General features: G+C 68.3%; 18 protein-coding genes. 4 read left to right on the top strand and 14 right to left on the bottom strand.

Annotated elements, in window-relative coordinates; all coding sequences use genetic code 11:
• The first annotated feature begins 13 nt into the window (after positions 1 to 13).
• Together ACGLHS_RS25310 and ACGLHS_RS25305 are read left to right on the top strand one after the other, a co-directional pair.
• Positions 14 to 832: an IclR family transcriptional regulator gene (locus tag ACGLHS_RS25310; RefSeq protein ID WP_394484244.1), complete on the top strand. Its 819-nt coding sequence runs from the start codon at positions 14 to 16 to the stop codon at positions 830 to 832.
• A gap of 146 nt (positions 833 to 978) precedes the next feature.
• Positions 979 to 2,190, top strand: coding sequence for a DUF2252 domain-containing protein (locus tag ACGLHS_RS25305; RefSeq protein WP_394484242.1), 1,212 nt, complete (start codon positions 979 to 981; stop codon positions 2,188 to 2,190).
• 28 nt (positions 2,191 to 2,218) lie between these two features.
• On the opposite strand, the gene ACGLHS_RS25300 is transcribed toward ACGLHS_RS25305, so the two are convergent.
• The 11 genes from ACGLHS_RS25300 to ACGLHS_RS25250 all read right to left on the bottom strand — a co-directional run bounded on the left by ACGLHS_RS25300 (position 2,219) and on the right by ACGLHS_RS25250 (position 15,387).
• Positions 2,219 to 2,533 (bottom strand): hypothetical protein, encoded by a 315-nt coding sequence (locus ACGLHS_RS25300; protein ID WP_394484240.1) that lies wholly within the window; start codon positions 2,531 to 2,533, stop codon positions 2,219 to 2,221.
• A gap of 291 nt (positions 2,534 to 2,824) precedes the next feature.
• Positions 2,825 to 3,559: a response regulator transcription factor gene (locus tag ACGLHS_RS25295; protein WP_394484238.1), complete on the bottom strand. Its 735-nt coding sequence runs from the start codon at positions 3,557 to 3,559 to the stop codon at positions 2,825 to 2,827.
• Between the two features lie 9 nt (positions 3,560 to 3,568).
• Positions 3,569 to 5,590 (bottom strand): ATP-binding protein, encoded by a 2,022-nt coding sequence (locus ACGLHS_RS25290; protein WP_394484236.1) that lies wholly within the window; start codon positions 5,588 to 5,590, stop codon positions 3,569 to 3,571.
• Positions 5,591 to 5,901: 311 nt separating this feature from the next.
• The gene (locus ACGLHS_RS25285; protein WP_394484234.1) at positions 5,902 to 6,699 is read right to left on the bottom strand and encodes a sulfite exporter TauE/SafE family protein; all 798 of its coding nucleotides are present in this window, start codon (positions 6,697 to 6,699) and stop codon (positions 5,902 to 5,904) included.
• Entirely contained in the window at positions 6,696 to 8,228 is a 1,533-nt protein-coding gene (locus ACGLHS_RS25280) for an AMP-binding protein (RefSeq protein WP_394484232.1), read from the bottom strand. The genes ACGLHS_RS25285 and ACGLHS_RS25280 overlap by 4 nt, the downstream gene beginning before the upstream one ends.
• 2 nt (positions 8,229 to 8,230) lie before the next feature.
• On the bottom strand, positions 8,231 to 9,673 hold the full coding sequence (gene sauS, locus ACGLHS_RS25275; RefSeq protein WP_394484230.1) for an acylating sulfoacetaldehyde dehydrogenase: 1,443 nt from the start codon (positions 9,671 to 9,673) through the stop codon (positions 8,231 to 8,233).
• Between the two features lie 18 nt (positions 9,674 to 9,691).
• Complete coding sequence (locus tag ACGLHS_RS25270; protein WP_394484228.1) at positions 9,692 to 10,684, bottom strand: tripartite tricarboxylate transporter substrate binding protein; 993 nt, start codon at positions 10,682 to 10,684, stop codon at positions 9,692 to 9,694.
• Positions 10,681 to 11,493 carry an IclR family transcriptional regulator gene (locus ACGLHS_RS25265; RefSeq protein ID WP_394484226.1) on the bottom strand — a complete coding sequence of 271 codons (813 nt, stop codon included), beginning with the start codon at positions 11,491 to 11,493 and terminating at the stop codon, positions 10,681 to 10,683. The genes ACGLHS_RS25270 and ACGLHS_RS25265 overlap by 4 nt, the downstream gene beginning before the upstream one ends.
• Before the next feature lie 308 nt (positions 11,494 to 11,801).
• Positions 11,802 to 13,538, bottom strand: coding sequence for a cobalt chelatase (locus tag ACGLHS_RS25260; RefSeq protein WP_394484224.1), 1,737 nt, complete (start codon positions 13,536 to 13,538; stop codon positions 11,802 to 11,804).
• Entirely contained in the window at positions 13,535 to 14,518 is a 984-nt protein-coding gene (locus tag ACGLHS_RS25255; RefSeq protein ID WP_394484223.1) for an AAA family ATPase, read from the bottom strand. Before ACGLHS_RS25255 ends, ACGLHS_RS25260 begins: the two co-directional genes overlap by 4 nt.
• A 26-nt stretch (positions 14,519 to 14,544) precedes the next feature.
• Complete coding sequence (locus tag ACGLHS_RS25250) at positions 14,545 to 15,387, bottom strand: IclR family transcriptional regulator (RefSeq protein ID WP_394484222.1); 843 nt, start codon at positions 15,385 to 15,387, stop codon at positions 14,545 to 14,547.
• A gap of 161 nt (positions 15,388 to 15,548) precedes the next feature.
• Here ACGLHS_RS25250 and xsc point away from each other — a divergent pair, with 161 nt between their 5' ends.
• Together xsc and ACGLHS_RS25240 are read left to right on the top strand one after the other, a co-directional pair.
• Positions 15,549 to 17,372 (top strand): sulfoacetaldehyde acetyltransferase, encoded by a 1,824-nt coding sequence (gene xsc, locus ACGLHS_RS25245; RefSeq protein ID WP_394484220.1) that lies wholly within the window; start codon positions 15,549 to 15,551, stop codon positions 17,370 to 17,372.
• A 7-nt stretch (positions 17,373 to 17,379) separates the two neighbouring features.
• Complete coding sequence (locus ACGLHS_RS25240; protein ID WP_394484218.1) at positions 17,380 to 18,585, top strand: acetate/propionate family kinase; 1,206 nt, start codon at positions 17,380 to 17,382, stop codon at positions 18,583 to 18,585.
• On the opposite strand, the gene ACGLHS_RS25235 is transcribed toward ACGLHS_RS25240, so the two are convergent.
• From ACGLHS_RS25235 to ACGLHS_RS25225, 3 genes are read right to left on the bottom strand one after another with little or no spacing between them, the layout of a single operon-like run.
• Entirely contained in the window at positions 18,586 to 19,578 is a 993-nt protein-coding gene (locus tag ACGLHS_RS25235; RefSeq protein ID WP_394484216.1) for a Bug family tripartite tricarboxylate transporter substrate binding protein, read from the bottom strand.
• A 59-nt stretch (positions 19,579 to 19,637) separates the two neighbouring features.
• A complete protein-coding gene (locus ACGLHS_RS25230; protein WP_394484214.1) occupies positions 19,638 to 20,639 on the bottom strand; it encodes an Ldh family oxidoreductase in 1,002 nt (333 codons plus the stop codon).
• Positions 20,636 to 21,565: a hydroxyacid dehydrogenase gene (locus tag ACGLHS_RS25225; RefSeq protein WP_394484212.1), complete on the bottom strand. Its 930-nt coding sequence runs from the start codon at positions 21,563 to 21,565 to the stop codon at positions 20,636 to 20,638. Before ACGLHS_RS25225 ends, ACGLHS_RS25230 begins: the two co-directional genes overlap by 4 nt.
• Between the last annotated feature and the right edge of the window lie 5 nt (positions 21,566 to 21,570).

Raw genomic sequence — 21,570 nt, 5'->3', positions numbered from 1 at the left:
AAGGTTTACCCGCATGCCCCGTTCCGCGCGCACGCCTGCCGGCGCCATTGCAGCCCCTTCGCCAGCACCGGCCGTGGCCGACGAACCCGGCTCCGGTTCCTCGGCCGAACGCAGCCTGCGCCTGCTGGCGTTGCTGGCCAACGAGGGCCGCGCGCTCACGCTTGCCGAGCTGGCCGCGCAACTGGGCCTGCCCAAGGGCACCGCGCACCGCATCTGCACGCAGCTGCTGGCGACGGGGTTCCTTGCGCGCGACGTGGACGAGCGCTCATTCAGCGTCGGCCCCGCGCTGCGCAAGCTGGCCTTCGACACGCTCAACCACGGCGTGGTGCGCGGGCTGCGGCACGAGGTGCTGTCCGAACTCGTGCGCCAGGTCGGCGAGACCTGCAACCTCACCACGCTCGACGGCGCGCAGGTGCTTTATCTGGATCGCGTCGAAGCGCAATGGCCGCTGCGGCTGACGCTCGACGTGGGCTCGCACGTGCCGCTGCATTGCACCGCCAGCGGCAAGCTGTTCCTGGCCTCGATGCCGAAGAAGGAGCGCGACGCACTGATCGACCGGCTGCCGCTCGCGCGCATGACCGCCAACACGTTGACCACGGCCGCCGCGCTGCACGCCGAGTGCGACGACATCGCCAAGGGCGGCTACTCGTGCGACCGCGAGGAGTTCATCGCCGGGCTGGTGGCGGTGGCCGTGCCGGTGCGCGATGCCGCGGGCGCCGTGCGTGCGGCGCTGGCAGTGCATGCGCCGACGGCGCGGATGTCGATGGAAGACGCGTTGAAGCGCATCGATGCGTTGAAGGCCGCAGCGGGGAAGATGATCGGTCTGCTCTGAGCCTGAGCATTCGAGCCCGCAGCCTCCCGGGCTGAGGAAGTGGAGCGCAAACGTCCACTCCGATTTCTCCCCGCAAGCGTGCGCACCATCGGGCGTTGGCCGAGAATCCAGTGCTCATGCGGCGTGCATGAAAAACAGGGAAACCCATGGTGAACGTCAACGTCGTCGAAACCATCCGCAACTACAACGCGGGCCGCGATCCGGAGCGCCTGGCGATGAAGTACGCCAACCTGCGCACCAACCCCTTCGTCTTCCTGCGCGGCACTTGCCACCTGTTCTACGACCGCCTGCCGGCCGACCCGCTGTTCGCGAAGGCGCCCGCGGGCTGGCTGTGCGGCGACGCGCACCTTGAGAACTTCGGCAGCTACAAGGGCGACAACCGGCTCGTGTACTTCGACCTCAACGATTTCGACGAAGCCGCGCTGGCGCCGGTGACGTGGGAGCTGGTGCGCTTTCTCACCAGCATCCTGGTGGCCGGCGACAGCCTGTGCGCGAGCGCCGACGACGCGACCGCGCTGTGCAAGGTCTTCCTCGATGCCTATGCCAGCGCGCTGTCGCTGGGCAAGGCCCGCTGGGTCGAGCGCGACACCGCCGACGGGCTCATCGGCGAGTTGCTGGACACGCTCAAGGCGCGCACCCGGCCCGCCTTTCTCGACCGTCGCACCGACAGCAAGGGCCACGGCCGCGTCATTCGCTGCGACGGCAAGCACGCGCTGAAGGTCGACGACGCCGCGCGCGACCGGGTGACGAAGCTGGTCGACACCTTCGCGGCCTCGCAGGACAAGCCGGGCTTCTTCAAGGTGCGCGACGTGGCGCGGCGCATCGCCGGCACCGGCAGCCTCGGCGTCGAGCGCTACATCGTGCTGGTCGAAGGCAAGGGCTCGCCCGACGGCAACTACCTGCTCGACCTGAAGCAGGCGCTGCCGTCGTCCCTGGCGCCGCACCTGAAGCTCAAGCAGCCCGACTGGCCCTCGCAGGCGCACCGCGTGGTGGGGCTGCAGCGCCGCATGCAGGCCGTGTCGATGGCGTTCCTGCATCCCATTGCTGAGGCCAAGGTCTCGTACGTGCTGCGCGGCCTGCAGCCCAGCGAAGACCGCGTGACGCTCGACGTGCAGCACACGGGGCTCGACCAGATCCGCGGCGTGATCGATGAGATGGGGCAGCTGATGGCCTGGGCGCAACTGCGCAGCGCAGGGCGCCAGGGCTCGGCCATCGCCGATGCGCTGATCGATTTCGGAAGCTCGGCCAAGTCGTGGCGCGCCGACCTGCTGGACGCCGCGCACCAATGCGCCGCGCAGGTCGGTAAAGACTGGAAGGCCTACAGCGATGCTTTCGACGGCGGGGCGCTGAAGTCCTGAGTGGAGCTCGGGCGCTGCGCGCAGCCCTTCAGGCCAGCTCGAAAGAGAAAGTCCCGCTCCCCGGCCGCGACAGCATGCGTTGTGCCGCATCGCTCGCGCGCTCGAATGCCCTTTGCCAGGCGCGCGCATCCGTCTGTTCGGTCTCGTTCATCCACTGGAAGTCCGGTTCGAGTTGCCTCGACCATGCGCGAAAACAGGCGATCACCCGCGCAGGGCCGCCGAGGCTTTCTTCCAGAAGAACGAGAAAGGCCTGGCTCACCACCATGCGGTCTCTCAGCGTCAGCGCCTCGCCTTCGAGGCGCACGACGTACGGCTGCCTCGACTGGAAATCGGTGTCGGCCATGGCGGGGCGATCCGCGACCTGCAGATCGTCGTCATGGGGCGGGGGCTTCACTGGGCCACCCGCGTACCGGGCGCGCTGGGCACATCGGGCGCGACGCGCCACGTTGTTCGATAGAACCTGCTCACTGATCCGTCTCCTCGGAACATTCAAAAGATGCTGCGTCGAGAAACAAAAGTGGCAGTTCGACGCGCGGGTGAGACTGTCAAAGATCGGCGTGCCGGGGTCAACGCCACTTTCTTTCAGTGGGTTGCAATAAGTTGCACCGCCGAGGCTCTTGTCGCGGGCGCGGGCTCAGGGGGCGAACTGATACCCCGTGCCGCGCACCGCATGCAGGGGCAGGCGCATGCCGGCCTGCCGTGCCTTGCGGCGCAGCCGGCTCACGATCACGTCGAGCCGCTTCGGGTCGGCATCGCGCGGGTTGCCGCCCATGCCGAGCAGCAGGTCGTCGCGGCTCAGCACCCGGCCGCCTGCGCCCATCAGCGACGACAGCAGGGCGCGCTCGTTGGTGGTGAGCTTCAGGTGCAGCCCCGTGGGGTCGCACAGCACCCAGTCGCCTTCTGCGAGTCGCCAGACAGGGGCGGGTGCCGTGCCGGCGACGGGCGGCCTCGCTACCAATGGCGGTTGCATCACGGCGCGCACGCGGCTGCCCAGCATGCGGATGGTGGCGCTCAACTCTTCGATGTGCACGGGCTTGACCATGTACACATCGGCGCCCCGGCGCAGCGCCTCGATGCGTTCTTCCACTGCACCGCGCGCGGATGCCATGACGATGCCGATGGGGCCTGTCGCACGCAACTGCGCGGCGAGCGAAAGGCCGTCCTCGCCGCTCAGGCCGATGTCGAGCACCGCGACCTCGCAGGGCGCCAGCGCATGCGCCTTGTAGAAGGCCGGCGCATCGGGCAGGCCGCGCACGTCGAAGCCCGCGTTGCCGAGCAGCAGCACGATGTCTTCGCGCAGGTCATCGTCGTCCTCGACCAGATACACGCGTAGCGGGGCCGCGGCTTCGGTGGGTTCGATGGCGTTCATGCTGCGTGTTCAATGACCCGGCACGACGGGCACGACCGGCAGCAGAAAGCGGAAGACCGAGCCCGCCGGATTGGAGCGCACCAGCACCAGCGAGCCGCTGTGCGCCCGCGCAATCTCCGCACCGAGGAAGAGACCCAGGCCGGTGCCCCCGGCGATGCGGGCACCGGTGCCGCGAAAGAAGCGCTCGAAGATGTGCGGCTGCTCGTGCGCGGGAATACCGTCGCCACGGTCTTCCACGTCCACGCAGGCCAGATGCTCCTGCACAGTGACGTGGATGTCGACATGGCGGTCGGGCGCCGAGTACTTGATGGCATTCTGAACAAGGTTGTGAAGCGCGATCTCGAGCAGCGCAGGGTCGCCATGAACCCACGCGCCGCCGTGCGGCAGGTGCAGCCGGATGCGTGCCTGCTCGAGCGGGCCAAGCGGCGCGATCAGCCCTTCGACCAGCCTGCGCAGGTCGATGGTCTCGGCCTTCAGTTGCGGGCGCTCGCCGTGCAGGCGGTCTTCGGCCAGGCAGTTCACGACCAGTTGCGTCAGCCGCTGCACCGCGCGCCGGATCTTGGCGACACGCGGCGGTATCTCCACCTTCGGCAACTCGATCGATTGCGCGGCCGCGTCGATCACGGCCAGCGGCGTGCGGAATTCATGCGACACCAGCGACACGAACTGCCGCTGCTGCTGCAGCGCCTTGCGCTCGGACGCCAGCGCGGCTTCCAGGCTGGCCTCGGCCTGCCGGCGGCGCCCGATCTCTTCGGCCAGCAAGGCGTTGCTGCGGAACAGCTCCAGGGTGCGCTGCTGCACCTTGTCTTCGAGCAGGCGCTCGGCGCGCTGCGCGTCGTCGAGCGCGCGATGGCGGGTCTGCCGCAGCTGGGTCTCGGCGCGGCGGGTGCGGTCGGCGACGATGATCGCGAGCAGCAGCATGTAGGTCAGCCGCACCGCCGTCCATGTCGGGCCCAGCCCTTCGTCGGGTCCGGCGTCCAGCAGGCCCATCCATCGCAGGCGACCGATCAGGCTCGACAGCGCGAGCAGCAGCATCAGCGCGGCGGGCCATGCAAACTGCCACTGGCGCTTGACGAACAGCAGCCAGCCGGCGATGCCGATGGTGCCGGTGAGCGCTGCGAGTTCGAGCACCGCCATCCAGGGTTCGATCGCAGCGTGATAACCGGCCAGCGCGAGCACCGCGTTCAGCAGGTTCAGTGCGACGAAGGCGTTGGCCGTTCGCGCCGCGCGCGGCAGGTGGTGCCTGAACTCGAACAGCCGCGAAACGAAGAGTGCAGTCGATGCCTGGAACAGCGCCTGCAGCACGGCACGCAGGCCCATGTCGCCCAACTGCTCGGGTTCCCACATCGACGGCACGATCTGCCAGGCATGCAGCAGCAACGCGGCCAGCATCACGAGCGCGAAGTGCAGGAAGAGCGAATCGCGCAGCCACTTCCAGAAGACCAGGTTGAGCATCAGCAGCGCGAAGGTTGCGCCGGCGCTGACGCTCAGGCAGGTGCCGAGCTGGCGTTGCTGGCGCTCGAAGCCGCTGTTCTGCAAAAGCTGGAAGCCGTCGACGCCCAGGGTGTCCTGCAAGTGCAGGTAATACGTGGCCGGCGACGCAGACAGCTGCACCGGAAAGAACAGGTCCTGGCTGACGAAGCGCCAGCTCAGCGGAAACTGGCGGCCGGCTCGGCCCGCCGTGTTCGCGCCCGCGGCGTCGGGCGCATGAAGCGTCACGCCGCCGGGCCGCACGGCGCGCACGCGCAGCCACCAGTCGGTGGGCGAATCGGCAGTGCGCGACAGGGTGAATCGGGCCCAGCATTCGACGCCGGCTGTGCACTTCAGTGAAGCCGCATCGCTCGCAGCAAGCGTCGTAAAAGATGCATCGTGCCGCCCCGCAAGCACCTCGCTCGCGGGCAAGGTGCCGGCCGGAGCACGCAGCACCTCGATGCGCTGTGCAAAGCCGAAGCCGCTTGCGACGCCGTCGGCAGCACCCACCGTGGCAGCCTGCACCGAAGCGCCGAGGCCGAGCCACGGGAGCAGTGTCAACAGGATGCAGCGGAGCCAGAAGCCAGCACGGACGGACGCGACGGACGGGATGGGGCCTTCTCCAGCTGCAGTTCACAAAGAAGTGACAATTCTCACACCCTTCGACAACTGATGCTTTGCCACGGCGATGCGCTTTGAAGCCTCAGGTGAACCGCTGGAATAAACGCTGATTGCGCAGGCCATGCATGCACACCGGCAGCGGCTGCTTGCGGCGCCGGCGCTTTCCACCATGGTCAAGACGGTGGTGCCAAGGCAGGGGCCGCGGCGGCCTGCGCAAACCGGTCGCTGACGCACCGGTGCACCGGCACCGCTCAACCCATCAAGCCGATCACCGAGCGCACCACGCTCACCGTCGCCAGCGCAATCAGCAGGTTCAGCACGTGCTTCCGGAACTGCAACGGCGACACGCCCTTGAACGAGCGCTGCCCATACCAGATGCCCGCCAGCATCGCGGGCGCGAGCCACAGCGCCCACTTGAGCGTGTCGGGCCCCAGCAAGGTGCCCGAGGCATGCGCCGCGGAGGGCATGAGCGCGGCGCAGGCCAGCGACACCACGTCGCTGAACAGCAGCAGCGCGATCAGCGTGGCGCGCAGTGCGGCCGGTGCCATCTTCGTGGTGCTCAGCATCACCGCGATCGCGATGCCGCCGATGGCAGCCACGCCGTTGATGAAGCCCGACGCCAGCCCGGCCGCGAGCCGCACGCCGCGCGTGGGCACCAGCGTGACATGCGCGCCGCCGCGCAGCAGCAGGGCCGCCGCCATCAGCAGTGCGCCGATCAGCAGGCGCAAGGGTGTCTCGGGCAGCCACGCCAGCAGCGCCACGCCGATGGGAATGCAGATCAGGTTGCCCAGCATCAGCCAGCTGAGCCAGGGCATGTCGACGTCGCGCGCGATGCCGCGCAACTGGCTCAGGCTTGCAAGGATTTCCAGCGCGAAGATCGCGGGCACCACCAGCGCGGGCGATATCACCAGCGACATGCCCGCCACCGTGATGGCCGAAAAGCCGAAGCCCGCGAAGCCGCGGACGATGCCCGCCGCGAACACCACGCACAGGCTGTACACGAGCAAAGCCGGCGCCAGTGGCGGCACCAGAAGCTCGGCCGCCGTCATGCCCCGAACAACGGCAACAGCTTCAGGCGCTGCACCTTTCCCGAAGGGCCGCGCGGCAGTTCGGTCACGAAGCGGTAGTGGCCGGGTGCCTTGTAGCGGCCGAGCACGTCGGCGCTGAACGCTCGCAGTTCTTCTTCGGTACAGGCAGCGCCTTCGCGCAGCACGATGCACACGCCGACCTCCTGGCCGTAGTGGCGGTCGGGCACGCCCACGGCGGCGGCCTCCAGCACGGCGGGGTGCTGCAGCAGCGCCTCGTCGATCTCGCGTGGCGCGATGTTCTCGCCGCCCTTGATGATCAGTTCCTTGATGCGCCCCGTGACGAAGAAGAAGCCGTCTTCATCGCGGTGCCCCAGGTCGCCGGTGCGCAGCCAGCCGTCGGGCGTGAAGCTCGCGCGCGTGGCTTCGTCGTTCTTGTAGTAGCCGAGCATCACGTTCGGCCCGCGGATCACCAGCTCGCCGGTCACGCCGTTGGGCACGGCCGCCAGCCGCGCATCGACCACGCCCGCCATGCAGCCCGATGCGCGCCCCACCGAGCCGAGCTTGCGCGCGGCCGGGTCCATCGGGTTGGAGAACGAAGGCGCGGCCGTTTCGGTGAGCCCCATGGTCTCGACGATGCCGATGCCGAACATCTGCTCGAAGGCGCGATGGTGCTCGGGCGGCAGCGCGGCCGAGGCCGAGCGGCAGAAGCGGATCGCCACCGTTTGCGCAAGCGGCGGCTTCGGGCCTTCGAGCAGGTACGAGATCATGGTGGGCACCACGTTGATCCAGCTGCACTGCGTGTGCGTGGCCTGCGCCCAGAAGCGGCCAGCGGAAAACTTCGGCGGCATCGCCAGGCTGCCGCCGTGTGCCAGCGGCGCGAGCATGGTCACCGCAAAAGCGTTGATGTGATACAGCGGCAGCACCGCGAGCACGCGGTCGGAGGGCTGCAGCGCATGCTCGGCGCTGATCGCATGCGCGTTGGCCGCGAGGTTGCGCTGCGTGAGCATCACGCCCTTGGGCAGGCCGGTGGTGCCCGAGGTGTACATCAGCAGGGCCACGCTGCCGGGTGCGGGCGGTGCCGTGGCGAGTGCGGTGTCTTCGTCTTTCTCACCCGGCAGCGCGTCGGCCTCGGGGTCGGCCACGATCACCGTCACCGGCCGGTCGAGGGCTTGCACGATCTCGCGCACGCGGGCTTCCCACTCGGGTGCGACGCAGACCACGCGGCAGTCGGAATGCGTCAGCACATGGCGCATCTGCTCCGGTTGCGACAACAGGTTGACCGGGTTCACGCAGAAGCCGCCGTGCATCGCGCCCAGCAGCAGCCGCAGCGTCAGCAGTCCATTAGGCATGACGACCGAGACCGTGCCGCCCGGCCGTGCGCCATGGCCGCGCAGCACGGCGGCCACGCGCAGGCAGCTTCGCGCCAGCTCGCCATAGCCGATGTGCCGCTCGCTTTCGGTCGCGCGGGCATACACCGCATGCGGCTGCAGCCGCGCCTGATGCTCGATCAGCGCGTGGACGGTCTCCAGCGCCGTGGTTGCCGCCGCCATGCTCACTTCGCGCCGTGCGCGGCGAAGAAGGCGCCGAAGATTTCTTCCTCGCTCGGCACCTTCTCCGGAATCGGGCGCGAGATGCGCGTGATGTTCAGGTAGTGGCGGTAGTTCATGTTGTCGGAGAAGTTGTTCTTGCCCCAGGTGCCGCAGCCCATCGACAGCGAGAAAGGCAGGCCGTTGTCGAAGCTGCCGCCGGTCGCGATGCAGTGCGCCTGGTCGACGATCACGCGCGACACCGGCAGCGCAAGGCCCAGCGCCAGCGCGCGTTCGGGCACCGCGCTGTGCAGGCCGACCGAATGGCCCGCGCCTTCGTAGCCGTAGATGCGTTCGACCGTGGCGGCCGCTTCGTCGAAGTCGCGCGCGGCATAGATGGCGAGCACGGGGCTGAGTTTTTCGCCCGAGAACGGATGGTCGTGGCCTACCCCGTCTTCGGCCACCATGAGGATGCGCGGGTCGGTGGCCGCAATCGCCAGCCATGCCTCGCGGTTGGCACCATCGACGTTTGCTGCGCGTTCGGCGATGGTGCGCGCCGACTGCCCGATGACAGCGGCCGAGAGCTTGCCCTCGGGCCACATCAGCGCCTGCAGCGTGGCCTTCTGCGGGGCCGCGAGCATGACGGCGCCACGGTCCTTCAGCGCCGCGAGCATCGGGGCGCGTACCGCATCGACGATGACGAGGCTGTTCTCCGACGAACAACTGGTCGCGTTGTCGAAGGTCTTGGAGCGCACGATCCGCTCGGCCGCCGCGTGCACGTCGGCTGTTTCATCGACGATGCCCGCCACGTTGCCCGCGCCCACGCCAAAGGCCGGCGTGCCGCTCGCATAGGCCGCGCGCACGTTGGCCTGCGAGCCGGTGGCTACCACCAGATCGCACAGACGCATCAGCTCGGCGGTCGATTGCTTGTTGATGGGCTGGGGCAGCAGCTGCACCAGGTCGCGCGGTGCGCCGATGCGGTCGAGCTGCGCGTGGATGAACTCGATCAACCGCGCCGCCGTCGACCAGCCCTTGGGCGAAGGCGCGACGATGACCGCGTTGCGCCCCTTGAGCGCATTGATGATCTTGTTGGCCGGCGTGGCACCGGGGTTGGTCGATGGCGTAACGGCGCACACCACGCCCACGGGCCGCGCGATCTCGACGATGCCGCGTGCCGGGTCTTCGCCGATCACGCCGACCGAACGCGCGCCGTGCAGGTCGCGCAACAGGCCGAAGGTCTTGCGGTGGTTCTTGCGCACCTTGTCTTCGACGTTGCCAACGCCGGTGTCTGCAACCGCCAGTTCGGCCAGCTCGCGGTTGCGCGCCGGCTCGATGATGGCCCAGCCGGCAGCCACCACGGCGGTGTCGACCTGCGCCTGCGACCAGGTTTCATAAACGCGCTGCGCGGCGCGGGCGCGCGCCACGAGTTCGGCGATGGGGGAAGAAGAGGGGGATGCGGGATGTTCCATGGGATCTGTCTGTGTCGATCAATCGACCTTGATGTTGGCCTCTTTGGCGAGCTTCTGCCAGCGCACGAGTTCCGTGCCGACGACCTTGCCGAGCTGCTCGGGCGTACCACCCACGCCTTCGCTGCCTTGCGCCAGCAGCTTGTCGCGGATCTCGGGTTCCTTCACCACGACGTTGATGACGCGGTTGAGCTTGTCGATGACGGGTTGCGGGGTTTTCGCCGGCACGAACACCGCGTACCAGGAGTCCACGTCGAAGTCGGCGATGCCGGCTTCCTGCATCGTCGGCACGTCGGGGAAGGCCGCGCTGCGCTTGGTGGTCGACACCGCAAGTGCCTTGAGCTTGCCGGCCTTCACGAACTGCGCGGCCGCCGGAATCGACACCCACAGCAGCGGCACCTGCCCGCCCATCACGTCGGTCACCGCTGGGCCGCCGCCGCGATAGGGGATGTGCGTCATCTGCGTGCCGGTGCGCAGCTTGAGCAGCTCGCCCGCCAGGTGCCCCGGCGAGCCATTGCCCACCGACGCGAAGGAGATGCTGTCGGGCTTGGCCTTGGCCAGCGCGACCAGCTCGGCCACCGTGTTCGGCGCGAACTGCGTGTTGGCCACCAGGATCTGCGGCAGCGAAGCGACCATGCCGACGGGCGCGAAGTCTTTCGCGGTGTCGAAGTTCAGCTTGTTGTAGATCGCCGGGTTGATGGTGTGCGATGACAGCGTGAACAGCACCGTGTAGCCATCGGGCGGCGACTTGGCCACGACCTCGGTGCCGATGGAACCGGCCGCGCCGCCGCGGTTGTCGATCAGCACCTGCTGGCCCAGCAGGCTGGAGAAGCGCTCCTGCACGATGCGCGCGATCACGTCGGTGCCGCCGCCGGGCGGGTAGGGCACGACCAGGCGAATCGGCTTGTTCGGGTAGTCGCCGGCAGGCGGTTGCGCCTGTGTGGCAAGGGGGGCGGCCAGGGCGGCGACGGCCAGCAGGCCTGCGCGCAGCCAGGGGGCGAGGAACAGGTTCATTCGAGTCTCCTTCTCTTCGTGACGGATGTCGGGAGCTGCCCTGTCGCGGGCTCGGGGCTGGCGCGGTAGCCCAGCGCGACGCTGGCGTCGCGTGCGCAGGCCCTGATGTGGTCGGCCAGTTCGCGTGCCTGCGTCCGCGCGAAGCGGATCGACGGCACGCTCATGCCCACGGCCGCGACGGCCTCGCCGCGCGCGTTGAACACCGGCACGCCGAGGCCGCAGACACCAAGGCGCCATTCCTCGCGGTTCTCGGCGTAGCCGCGTGTGCGTGTGCGTTCCAGTTCAGAGAAGAGGGCATCGAAGTCGGTGATGCTGTTCTTCGTGTGTGCGACCAGCGTGCCCAGGCGCTGCTGGAGTGCGGGCACGTCGAGCGATGCCGCAGCCAGCAGGGCCTTGCCCGATGCCACGCAGTACGCCGCCGCACGGCCGCCGACGCGCGAGTAGGCGGCCACGGGCAGGGGGCTGTCGAACTTGTCGAGGTAGACGATTTCGTCGCGGTCGAGCACTGCGAGATGAATGGTCTCGCCGGTGGCCTGCGCGAGCAGTGCCAGGTGTGGGCGCAGCAGTGCGCCGACGTCGGCCGCTTCGCCGACCAGTGCGCCCAATTCGAACAGCCGCAGGCTGGGGCGGTAGGCGCTGGTGTCGGGGTCTTGCACGGCCCACCCACACTCGACCAGCGTTTGCAGCGTGCGATGCGCATTGCTGCGCGCCATGCCGAAGGCCTGGGCCAGGTCGGTGACGCGGCAATCACGCTGCTGGCGCGCCATCCATTCGATGGCTGCCAGGCCCTTGGCTAACGTGGAATCCATTCGAACCCTTTTTGGGTGTTCCAAATATCGGAACGGTGTTCTCGGATGTGAAACGCAATGTAAGAACCCTGGGGGCTCTTTGTCAACTGAGGGAATGAAACTTTGCATTTCTACCCACTGTGCAATGGGGACCGTTCAGGGCGTCGCTCACGCCGACGGGGTACCTTGCTCCGCGAATGTCCCCCGGCCTGCGGCCTCCTCCTTTATTTCGCTGCGCAAGGTACCTCGCCAGCGTGAGCGTTGTTCAGAGTGGTCGTTGATCGGCCGGCGCAACGGCAGCGCCCACTGTGCACACGCCCCGAAGAACCTCAGCGCCGATGCCGCCCCGCCATGAGCTCGATCACCTCGCGAAAGATCGTGTTGCCCGTAGAGGTCGCGAGGTCCAGCACATGGCTGCGGCTGTAGTACGGACTCAGGTCGAGACCCACGCCGATCCCGGCAATGGCGATGTCACCGCGCTGCTCCTGCCGTGCGACCACATCGCGCAGATGATGGTCGAGGTAGTGCGCATCGTTGGCCAGGTGAGTAGCGCTGTCCATCGGCGAGCCATCGGAAATCACCAGCAGCAGCTTGCGTTCTTCGGTGCGTTGGCGAAGGCGCACGCAGGCCCAGTCGACCGCCTCACCGTCGATGCCTTCGCGGAACAGGTCGGCCTTGAGCAAAGCTGCCATCGCGGGCCGTGCGCGTCGCCACGGTGTCGCCGCTGCCTTGAAGACGAGGTGGCAGCGCTCGTTCAGTCGGCCGGGGTGCGCTGGCCGGCCTGCGCGCACCCATTCGCGCTGCGCGCGGCCGCCGTTCCATGCGCCGGTGGTGAAGCCCAGCACCTCGCTGGCGACGCCGGCCTGTTCGAGCGCGCGTGCGAACACGTCGACCATCATCGCGACCGATTCGGCGTGCTCCTTCATCGAGCCTGAGCAGTCGATCAGAAAAGTGACCACGCTGTCGGCCACAGGCTCCGTGCGCTCGGTGCGGAACAGCCGGCGCTCCGTGGGCGAGGCCACGAGCTGCGCAAGCCGACGGCCATCGATCAGGCCCTCTTCCTGCCCGCTGTCCCAGCCGTCGCGCGTGGGGTTGGCCAGCAGTACGCGCAGTTCGCGCGCCAAGCGGGCGATGTTCACGCCCTGCGCGGCAATGCGGCGGTCCAGCTTTTCGCGATGCCCCGCCAGCACTTCCTTGCGTGCGAGCGTGGCGGCATCGTGCTCGCGGTCGTAGGCGGTGGTGAAGACGCGGTACGTACCGCCCGCGTTGTCGAGCACCGCGCTGCGGCCCGACTCCGCGGTGGTGAAGCGCTCGATGATCTCCTGGTCCATCTCGGCGACAAGGCTGAACACGCTGCGCTTGTCGTCCACATGCGGATCGCGTGCGGCGTCGCTGCCTTCGTCGCCGGCCTCGTGCAGCATGGTGGCGACGGTGCGTGCGACGGCCCGCGCGTGCACGGCGTAGGCGGCCTGGTCGGTTCGGTCTTTGCGCAAGCCCGCGAGCGCATGGCCGATCAGCGGTGCGAGCGCGAAGCGCGTGGCTTCGAGCATGTCTTCGGTTTCTTCGACCACCTGCTGGCCACTCACGCGGGCGCGGCAGATCTGTGCGACGGCGTACAGCAGCAGGCCGCGCGCGGTGTCGGTCAGGCCCGAATGGTGGAAGGCGAGCGACCACTGTTCGTGGCGGTGCCGCAGGTTGTGGCGCATGCCGGCCATGGTTTCGGGCACGAGCGCTTCGACACGAAACTGCTCGAGCATCTCGAACACCATGCGCTCGACCGGTTCTTCGGGGCGCAGGCGTTCGTGCAGCGCGGCATCGGAGTCGGTGAGCCGCAGTGCGAGCCCATCGGCCACGCCGCGGAACGAAGCGAAGTCGTCGGTCTCGGGCGAGGGATGCAGGTGCGGCGCGAACCACGGTAATGCCACGCGGCCGCGATGCAGGCGCCGTCCGCGAAAGTGCAGGTCGCGTTCGCCGCTGAAGGCGCGCACCACACCCGCGCACAGCTCGGCCACCAGCTCTTCCTGCCGCACGCGGCGCTGCATCGCGCTCGCGGGCGTGTCGGTCATGGCTGCGAGCCCGGCGAGAGCTGGTGCGACTCCTTCAGTTCTTGGTCGAAGCAGCGCTGGAAGTATTCGGCGACCAGCGGCCGTTCGGCGTCGTCGCACTTGTTGACGAAGGAGAGGCGAAACGCCAGTGCCGGGTCCTTGAAGATCTCGACGTTCTCGGCCCAGGTGATGACGGTGCGCGGCGACATCAGCGTCGACAGGTCGCCCGCCGCGAAGCCTTTGCGCGTGAGGTCGGCCACGGCCACCATCTTCGCGACGAGCTTGCGCCCGGCCTCGTCGGCCAGCGACGGCACGCGCGCCTGCACGATCGCGATCTCTTCATCGGCCGGCAGGTAGTTGAGCGAGGCCACGATGTTCCAGCGGTCGATCTGCGCATGGTTCAAGCGCTGCGCGCCGTGGTACAGGCCATTGAGGTTGCCCAGGCCCACGGTGTTGGCCGTGGCGAACAGGCGAAAGAACGGATGCGGGCGCAGCACCTTGTTCTGGTCCATCAGCGTGAACTTGCCGTCGCGCTCCAGGATGCGCTGGATGACGAACATCACGTCGGGCCGGCCTGCGTCGTACTCGTCGAAGATCAGCGCCACGGGCCGCTGCAGCGACCAGGGCACGATGCCCTCCTGGAACTCGGTGACCTGCTTGCCTTCGCGCAGCACCACTGCATCTTTGCCGACGAGGTCGAGCCGGCTGATGTGGCCGTCGAGGTTCAGGCGCACGCAAGGCCAGTTCAGCCGCGCGGCCACCTGCTCGATGTGCGTCGACTTGCCGGTGCCGTGCAGCCCCTGCACCATCACGCGGCGGTCGCGCATGAAGCCCGCGAGGATGGCAAGCGTCACGTCGGGGTTGAAGCGGTAGACCGCATCGACCTCGGGCACATGGTCATCGCGCTCGCTGAAGGCGGGCACCTGCAGGTCGGTGTCAATGCCGAACACCTCGCGCACGCTCAGCATGCGGTCGGGCCGAAGGTCTGCGGTGTCGGTCACGGTGGGCTTTCGCAAAAAAAGTGCTGTCAGGCCTGCGCGCGGTCGGCGCCGGCGTCGGTGTCGATGCGGCTCAGTGCCAGCGCGGCGCGCTGCAGTGCGGGCAGCAGCGCCTTCGCCTTCGCCGCATCGAGCCGCATGATCGGCGCCTGCACTGCAATGCAAAGGTTCGATGGGCTTTCGTCGCCTGAAGGCACCAGCGCGGCGATGCACAGCAGGCCCGGCAGGAACTCTTCGTTGTCGATGGCAAAGCCGTTCTTGCGCACGCGCTGCACTTCTTTCTCCAACTCCTCGGGGTCGGTCAGCGTCTTGGGCGTGTACGGCTCCAGCGGCGCGTTCGACAGCAGGCGGCGGCGCTGCGCGGTGCTCATCTGCGAGAGAAAAATCTTGCCGCTGGCCGAGCAGTGCACCGGCACGCGCGAGCCCGAGTGCAGGTAAAAGCGCAGCGGCGCGGCGGTCTCGACGCGGTCGAGGTACACGACCTCGCTGCCCGACAGCGCAGTGAGGTTGCAGCTCTCGCCGATCTCTTCCACCAGTTGGCGCAACACCGTGTGGCGCGCACCGTGCAGGCTGTCGTTGAGCAGCAGGTTCTCGGCCAGCCGCCGCAGCCGCGTGCCGATGCCGTAGTGGCGCCCGTCGCCTTCGCGCTGCAGCAGGCCCGCGCCTTCGAGCTGCTGCAGCATGCGGTGCAGCGTCGGCTTGGGCATGCCCGTTTCTTCGACCAGCCCTTGCAGCGAATAGCGCTGGTCTTTGGCGGCCATGACTTCGAGCAGGCCGAACAGGCGCATGGTGGGCGTGTCGCCCGCCGGTTCAGCGGCTGCCGGAGCGGCGCCGAGGGAGGGGCCTTTGACGATCTTCATGCGGCGGATCATAGTTGTTTTACAAAAAAACAAGACAAGGCGTACCGATTTTTGTAAATTGTTTGACGCCAGCGCGATGCCGTCCTATATTCCGCCGGAATGAATTTCGGAACAAGAGGTTCCGACTTTTCGATTGCACACCGCAGCCCCCACCTCTTCAGGAGACGCCTTCCATGAGCCAGAAGCAACCAGCCGCCCCCACCCGTGAAGCCGTCACCGGTGTGCAGAAGATGACGCCTTCCGAGGCCTTCGTCGAGACCATGGTCGCCAACGGCGTGACCGACATCTTCGGCATCATGGGTTCGGCCTTCATGGACGCGATGGACATCTTCGCGCCCGCCGGCATCCGCCTGATTCCGGTGGTGCACGAGCAGGGCGGTGCCCACATGGCCGACGGCTATGCGCGCGTGTCGGGCCGCCACGGCCTCGTGATCGGGCAGAACGGCCCCGGCATCAGCAACTGCGTGACCGCCATTGCCGCGGCCTACTGGGCGCACAGCCCAGTCGTGATGATCACGCCCGAGACCGGCACCATGGGCATGGGCCTCGGTGGTTTCCAGGAGGCCAACCAGCTGCCGATGTTCCAGGAGTTCACCAAGTACCAGGGCCATGTGAACAACCCCAAGCGCATGGCCGAGTACACGGCGCGTTGCTTCGATCGCGCCATCTCCGAGATGGGCCCGACGCAACTGAACATCCCGCGCGACTACTTCTACGGCGAGATCACCACCGAGATCCCGAAGCCGATGCGCGTGGAGCGCGGCGCGGGTGGCGAGAACAGCCTGAACGCCGCGGTCGAACTGCTGGCCTCGGCCAAGTTCCCGGTGATCCTCTCGGGCGGCGGCGTGGTCATGGGCGATGCGGTGGCCGAGTGCCAGGCGCTGGCCGAACGCCTCGGCGCACCGGTGGCCAACGGCTACCTGCGCAACGACTCGTTCCCCGCAAGCCATCCGCTGTGGGCCGGCCCGCTCGGCTACCAGGGCTCCAAGGCCGCGATGAAGCTGATCGCGCAGGCCGACGTGGTGCTCGCGCTCGGCTCGCGCATGGGCCCGTTCGGCACGCTGCCGCAGCACGGCATGGACTACTGGCCGAAGGACGCGAAGATCATCCAGGTCGAGGCCGACCACACCAACCTCGGGCTGGTGAAGAAGATCACCGTCGGCATTCACGGCGACGCCAAGGCCACCGCCAAGGAACTGCTCAAGCGCTTGCAAGGCAAGACGCTGGCCTGCGATGCCACCAAGGCCGAGCGCGCCGAGAAGATCAAGGCCGAGAAGGCCGCGTGGGAGAAAGAACTCGACGAGTGGACCCACGAGCGCGACCAGTTCAGCCTCGACGCCATCGAAGAGGCCAAGGGCGAGAAGACACCCACGGGCGGCAGCTACCTGCATCCGCGCCAGGTGCTGCGCGAGCTTGAAAAAGCCATGCCGCCGCGCGTGATGGTCTCCACCGACATCGGCAACATCAACGCCATTGCCAACAGCTACCTGCGCTTCGAAGAACCGCGCAGCTTCTTTGCGCCGATGAGCTTCGGCAACTGCGGCTACTCGCTGCCCACCATGATCGGCGCCAAGTGCGCGGCGCCCGACCGCCCGGCTGTGGCCTACGCCGGTGACGGCGCCTGGGGCATGAGCATGGTCGAGATCATGACGGCCGTGCGCCACGACATTCCGGTGACAGCGGTGGTCTTCCACAACCGCCAGTGGGGCGCGGAGAAGAAGAACCAGGTCGACTTCTACAACCGCCGCTTCGTCGCGGGCGAACTCGAAAGCGAAAGCTTCGCGGGCATCGCCAAGGCCATGGGTGCCGAAGGCATCGTGGTCGACAAGCTCGAAGACGTGGGCCCTGCGCTGAAGAAGGCCATCGACATGCAGATGAACGAAGGCAAGACCTGCGTCATCGAGATCATGTGCACCCGCGAACTGGGCGACCCGTTCCGCCGCGATGCGCTGTCGAAGCCGGTGCGCTTTTTGGACAAGTACAAGGACTACGTCTGAACAAGCCATGGCCGATGCGCTGCTGACTCTCAATGCCGGGTCGTCGTCGATCAAGGTCGCGCTGTTCGATGCGGCGGATGAGGCACGCAGCGACGGCCGTGTTCTGCCAGCGGCACTGTGGTCGGGTCAGGCCGACGGCCTGGGCGCCGGACTGAAGGCGCGGCTGCGCGTGCGCGATGCGCAGGGCAACACCCTGCACGACGCCGCGCTCGACGGCGCGCGGGCCTCGCATCAAGGTGCGCTCGCGGCGCTGCTCGACTGGCATGCACGGCAGGGCGACGGCCGGCGCATCGCCGGTGTCGGGCACCGCATCGTGCACGGCGGCACGGATTTCGTGGCGCCGGTGCGCATCGACGCGCAGGTGCTCGAAGCACTGGCCAGGCTCGAGCCGCTGGCACCGTTGCACCAGCCGCACAACCTGGCCGGCGTGCGCGCGGCAACGGCGGCCTTCGAGGGCGTGCCGCAGGTGGCGTGCTTCGACACCGCCTTCCACGCGGTGCAGCCCGAGGTCAACCGCCGATTCGCCTTGCCGCGCGCCCTGCATGACGCAGGCGTTCGGCGCTACGGGTTCCATGGGCTTTCGTACGAATCCATCGTGGCGCAGCTCGCGCATGTGGCGCCCGAACTGGCGCAGCGGCGCGTGATCGTCGCGCACCTGGGCAACGGCGCCTCGATGTGCGGCATTGCGCAAGGCCACTCGGTGGCCACCACGATGACTTTCTCTCCGCTCGACGGCCTCACCATGGGCACGCGCTGCGGCCACATCGATGCGGCCGTGGTGCTGTACCTGATGCGCTCGCGCGGCATGTCGGCCGACCAGGTCGAGACGCTGCTGTTTCGCGAATCGGGCCTGCTCGGCATGTCGGGCGTGTCGAGCGACATGCGTGCGCTCGAAGCGTCCGCCGAACCCGCAGCGGCCGAAGCCATCGGGCACTTCGTCGAACAGGTGGTGCAGCACATGGGCAGCCTCGCGTCGGCGCTGCGCGGTGTCGACGCCATCGTGTTCACCGGTGGCATCGGCGAGAACGCGGCCGGGCTGCGCGAACGCATCCTTGAGGACTGCGAGTGGCTGGGCGTGAATGTCGATGCGGCTGCCAATCGCAGCGGCGCACAACGGCTCACCACGCCCGAGAGCCCTGTCAGCGCCTGGGTGTTGCGCACCGACGAAGAGGCAGTCATTGCGCACCACACCGCGCAGGTGCTGCTCGGTTGACTAGCTCGGCTGGATATCCGCCGCCTTGATGACGTGCGCCCAGCGCGCGATCTCGTCCGCCAGGAAGGGCGCAAAGCGATCCGGCCCACGCGCATCGATCACGAAACCCTGCTGCCGCATGCGCTCTTCCAGGCCCGGCAGCGCCAGGATCTTCACCACTTCCGCGCCCAACTTCTGCACCGCGGCATCGGGCATGCCGGCCGGCGCCATGATGCCGGTCCAGTTCTCGACCTGCAGCGCCGGCATGCCGGCTTCGGCGGTCGTCGGCACGTCGGGCAGCAAGGGGTAGCGCGTCTTGCTTGCGATCGCCAGTGCGCGCAGCTTGCCGCCCTTCACATGCGGAATCGACTCGGGGATGTTCGAGAACACCACGTCGAGCTGCCCGCCGATCAGGTCGGTCATGCAGGGTGCGCCGCCCTTGTAGGGCACGTGCTGGATCGCGGACTTGTTCAGGTCGTTGAAGAGCGCGAGTGTCAGATGCGGCGGCGTGCCGCTGCCGCTCGAGCCGGCGTTGAGCTTGCGCTCCTTCGCCGCCGCGATCAGCCCCTTCAGGTCCTGGATCGGACTGGCCGCCGGCACCACGATCAGCATCGGGCTGCCCGCGATCAGTGCAACCGGGCGCAGGTCTTTCTGGAAGTTGAAGGGCGACTTCGGAAACAGCGTCACGTTGGCCGCATGCGTGAGCGTGATCGCGAGCAGCGTGTTGCCGTCGGGCGGCGCCTTCGCCACGAGGTCGGCGCCGATCTGGCCGTTGCCGCCCGGGCGGTTGTCCACCAGCACGCTGACCTTCCAGCGCTCGCCGAGCTGCTGGCCGATCTGGCGTGCCATCACGTCGGTGAGGCCGCCCGCCGGGAAGGGCACCACGTAGCGCAGCGTGGCGTCGGGTTTCGGATAGTCCGCGCCCTGCGCTCGTGCCAATCCCGGTGCGAGCGCGCCGAGCGATCCCGTCGCCGCCAGGGCGGCGGCCCCTTGCATCCATTCACGTCGTTTCATCGTGTTGTCTCCTGTTGTTGTGTTCGGGGGAAATGACGCTCTGCGGCGCCTGCCGGTGTTTACCGTCGCCACTGCGCGAGCAGCGCGTCGGGCACTTCGATGCCTTCGGCCTCCGCGCGCCTTCGCAGGTCTTCGCGCCGTGCGCCGGGAAGGCGCACGCCGTCGTCGCGCAGCATCTCGGCCACCAGCACCTCGACGCGGTCGAGGTAGCTGGCCGACCCCGCGAGCGCGCCGGGGTCGATGACGATGAAGGCCTGGCCGATGCGCGGCCGGTTGCCCGCGTCTTCGAAGAAGCTCGATGCCTCGAAGCCGAACTGCGCACCGATGAGCGCCGTGACCAGCAGCTCGACCACCAGTGCCAGCATCGCGCCCTTGGGGCTGCTCGCGGCGCCGATAGGGAGCATCGAGCCTTCGAGCGCGGCCTGGGCGTCGGTGGTCGGCTGGCCGTCGCGGTCCACGGCCCAACCGGTCGGAATCGGCTTGCCCTGCTTGGCCGCGACCATGACCTTGCCGCGCGCCACTTCGGAAAGGCTCAGGTCGATCATCAAGGGCAGCGCTCCGCGGCGCGGGAACACCGCCGCCACCGGGTTGGTGCCGAAGATCGGATGACGCCCGCCCGCCGCCGGCATGGCGGCCGGCGAGTTCGCGAAGCCGAGGCCGACCATGCCCGCATCGGCCACCGCGCGCAGGTGATCGACGACCACGCCGCAGTGATGGCTGTCGGTCACGCCCGCGATGGCGATGCCGAAGTCGCGCGCGCGGGCGATGGCTTCGGCCACCGCCATTTCGCACGCGGCGAAGGCGAGGCCCTCGTGCGCGTCGATCAGTGTGGCCGCTCCTTTCTCTCGCCGCAGCGTGGGCATCGCATCGCCGTTGACGCGGCCGTTGCGAAGGTGCGTCGCGTACTGGGTGACGCGGCCCAGGCCGTGTGAGCCCAGTCCTTGCGCCTCGGCAAGCACCAGCGCGCGTGCGGTGGCTGCGGCCATGGTCTCGTTGGCGCCGGCTGCGCGCAGCGTCGAGGCCACGACTTGTCGCGCTTCCTGAAGACTCAGCATCGTCATGATTCGAGCGCCTCCAGCACCTTCTGCGCGATCAGGCTGCTCACGCGCTCGTTGGACTCGGCTGTCACGCCGGCGATGTGCGGCGTCAACAGCAGATTGGGACAGCCTTCGAAATGCGGGCTGGCCGCAAGGGGCTCGGCATCGAACACATCGAGCGCCGCACCGCCGAGCCGGCCTTCGCGCAGCGCGAGCGCCACGGCGGCTTCGTCGACGATGCCGCCGCGCGAGGTGTTGACCAGCACAGCGCCGCCTTTCATCGCCGCGATGCGCGCGGCATCGAACAGGTTGCGCGTGCCATCGACCAGCGGCACGTGCAGGCTCACTACGTCGGCCTGCGCCACCAGCGCGTCGAGGCTGAGTGGCTGCGTGCCGTTCTCCGCGAAGACCGGATGGTTCGCATCCATCATTGCGTCGAAGGCGACGGTGCGCATGCCGAGCGCCTTCGCGAGCCGCGCCGTCAGTTGCCCGATGGCACCGAAGCCGACCAGCCCGAGCGTCTTGCCCGAGAACTCCCGCCCGCTGGAGAGCGCATTGCGCGGCCATCGGCCCGAGGCCACCTCGGCCGTCGAGGCGTAGGCGCCGCGCAGCAGCAGCATCGCGCTCGCGACCACGTACTCCGCCACGCTCAGCGCATTCGCGCCAGTGGCCGGAATCACGCGGATGCCGCGCGCTTCGCAGCCCGCCACGTCGATGTTGTCCAGCCCCACGCCCAGGCGGCCCACCACCGTGCACTGGGCCAGCGCATCGAGCAGCTCGCCGCGCACCTGCGTGCGGTTGCGCACGATGAGCGCGTGGGCCCACTTCGCTTCGCGGTACAGGCGGGCGCCGTCGTCCACCAGGGCCACGTCGTAGAGAACGTCGTGCCGCGCGCGCAGTTGCGCGACCGCGGCGGCGTCCATGAACTCCGCAATGACGATGCGCTTCATGGCGC

It is taken from the genome of Variovorax sp. VaC1, assembly GCF_043658315.1.
GTDB lineage: Bacteria > Pseudomonadota > Gammaproteobacteria > Burkholderiales > Burkholderiaceae_C > Variovorax.
This window is presented reverse-complemented; position numbering and strand designations above follow the sequence as displayed.

What these genes read in the sequence shown, in the direction of transcription:
- ACGLHS_RS25285 (WP_394484234.1), bottom strand. Translation starts at nt 6,699, where the DNA reads ATGACGGCGGCCGAGCTTCTGGTGCCGCCACTGGCGCCGGCTTTGCTC.
- ACGLHS_RS25300 (WP_394484240.1), bottom strand. Translation starts at nt 2,533, where the DNA reads ATGGCCGACACCGATTTCCAGTCGAGGCAGCCGTACGTCGTGCGCCTC.
- ACGLHS_RS25230 (WP_394484214.1), bottom strand. Translation starts at nt 20,639, where the DNA reads ATGACGATGCTGAGTCTTCAGGAAGCGCGACAAGTCGTGGCCTCGACG.
- ACGLHS_RS25270 (WP_394484228.1), bottom strand. Translation starts at nt 10,684, where the DNA reads ATGAACCTGTTCCTCGCCCCCTGGCTGCGCGCAGGCCTGCTGGCCGTC.
- ACGLHS_RS25235 (WP_394484216.1), bottom strand. Translation starts at nt 19,578, where the DNA reads ATGAAACGACGTGAATGGATGCAAGGGGCCGCCGCCCTGGCGGCGACG.
- ACGLHS_RS25310 (WP_394484244.1), top strand. Translation starts at nt 14, where the DNA reads ATGCCCCGTTCCGCGCGCACGCCTGCCGGCGCCATTGCAGCCCCTTCG.
- ACGLHS_RS25280 (WP_394484232.1), bottom strand. Translation starts at nt 8,228, where the DNA reads ATGGCGGCGGCAACCACGGCGCTGGAGACCGTCCACGCGCTGATCGAG.
- ACGLHS_RS25265 (WP_394484226.1), bottom strand. Translation starts at nt 11,493, where the DNA reads ATGGATTCCACGTTAGCCAAGGGCCTGGCAGCCATCGAATGGATGGCG.
- ACGLHS_RS25305 (WP_394484242.1), top strand. Translation starts at nt 979, where the DNA reads ATGGTGAACGTCAACGTCGTCGAAACCATCCGCAACTACAACGCGGGC.
- ACGLHS_RS25260 (WP_394484224.1), bottom strand. Translation starts at nt 13,538, where the DNA reads ATGACCGACACGCCCGCGAGCGCGATGCAGCGCCGCGTGCGGCAGGAA.
- ACGLHS_RS25225 (WP_394484212.1), bottom strand. Translation starts at nt 21,565, where the DNA reads ATGAAGCGCATCGTCATTGCGGAGTTCATGGACGCCGCCGCGGTCGCG.
- xsc (WP_394484220.1), top strand. Translation starts at nt 15,549, where the DNA reads ATGAGCCAGAAGCAACCAGCCGCCCCCACCCGTGAAGCCGTCACCGGT.
- sauS (WP_394484230.1), bottom strand. Translation starts at nt 9,673, where the DNA reads ATGGAACATCCCGCATCCCCCTCTTCTTCCCCCATCGCCGAACTCGTG.
- ACGLHS_RS25295 (WP_394484238.1), bottom strand. Translation starts at nt 3,559, where the DNA reads ATGAACGCCATCGAACCCACCGAAGCCGCGGCCCCGCTACGCGTGTAT.
- ACGLHS_RS25250 (WP_394484222.1), bottom strand. Translation starts at nt 15,387, where the DNA reads ATGATCCGCCGCATGAAGATCGTCAAAGGCCCCTCCCTCGGCGCCGCT.
- ACGLHS_RS25240 (WP_394484218.1), top strand. Translation starts at nt 17,380, where the DNA reads ATGGCCGATGCGCTGCTGACTCTCAATGCCGGGTCGTCGTCGATCAAG.